Genomic DNA, 1,346 nt, shown 5'->3' on the forward strand with positions numbered 1-1,346 from the left:
GGTCTGAGCGTGACCGGACAACGACTTGAACCGGATCGTGCGGTCCTCGCGTGCCGCGTGGTGGAACCAGATCAGTGGTGCCGACGGTGCGGCAGCGAAGGCGCTGCTCGTGACACCGTGATCCGGCGGTTGGCCCACGAGCCGCTGGGCTGGCGACCGACCGTGCTGGAAGTTGTAGTGCGCCGCTACCGCTGTGCCGACTGCGGACACGTGTGGCGCCAAGACACCAGCGCCGCGGCGGAGCCACGCGCGAAGCTCTCGCGCACCGGGCTGCGGTGGGCGCTGGAAGGGATCGTGGTCGCACACCTCACCGTCGCCCGTGTCGCCGAGGGACTCGGGGTCGCGTGGGACACGGCCAACAACGCGGTCCTGGCTGAAGGCAAGCGGCTGCTGATCAACGACCCCACGCGGTTTGAGGGCGTGAAGGTCATTGGCGTCGATGAGCACGTCTGGCGCCACACCAGGCGTGGCGACAAGTACGTCACCGTGATCATCGACCTCACCCCGGTCCGCGATGGCGCCGGCCCAGCAAGGCTGCTGGACATGGTCGAGGGCCGGTCGAAGGCGGCGTTCAAGACCTGGCTCGCCGACCGCGACGACGCCTTCCGTGACGCGGTCGAGGTGGTCGCGATGGACGGCTTCACCGGGTTCAAGACCGCCGCTGCAGAGGAGATCCCGGACGCGGTCACGGTGATGGATCCCTTCCACGTCGTGCGCCTGGCCGGTGACGCCCTCGACAGGTGCCGGCGCCGGGTCCAACTCGCGATCCACGGGCACCGTGGGTTCAGGGACGACCCGCTCTACAAGTCGCGGCGCACGCTGCACACCGGCGCGGACCTGCTCACCGACAAGCAGAGCGACAGGCTACGCGCGCTGTTCGTTGATGACGCTCACGTCGAGGTCGAGGCGACCTGGGGTGTCTACCAGCGCATGATCGCCGCCTATCGCCACGAGGACCGGCAACGTGGCCGCGAGCTCATGGAGAAGCTGATCACCGACCTCAGCGCCGGCGTCCCCAAGGTGCTCACCGAGCTCACCACCCTGGGCCGGACCCTGAAGAAGCGAGCCGCTGACGTGCTCGCCTACTTCGAACGACCCGGCACCAGCAACGGGCCGACCGAGGCGCTCAACGGACGGCTCGAACACCTGCGCGGCTCCGCACTCGGGTTCCGAAACCTGACCAACTACATCGCCCGAAGCCTGCTCGAGACCGGCGGCTTCAGACCCCAACTCCTACACCCCCGATTGGGATGAGCCGGTTTGAAGCGCCCCAGGTTCTCTGCCGCTGCTATGCGGGTTGGAACTGCTCGGTGAGTGCAGCGTAGTGCGCGGCCTCGTACTCGGCG

General features: G+C 68.1%; 1 protein-coding gene. It reads left to right on the plus strand.

The window, feature by feature from the left end; all coding sequences use genetic code 11:
- Window positions 1–1,254: ISL3-like element ISPfr2 family transposase (locus tag FH969_RS14920; RefSeq protein ID WP_218975339.1), on the plus strand; the 1,254-nt coding region annotated here is incomplete at its 5' end.
- Between the last annotated feature and the right edge of the window lie 92 nt (window positions 1,255–1,346).

Source organism: Miniimonas arenae (assembly GCF_006351005.1).
GTDB lineage: Bacteria > Actinomycetota > Actinomycetes > Actinomycetales > Beutenbergiaceae > Miniimonas > Miniimonas arenae.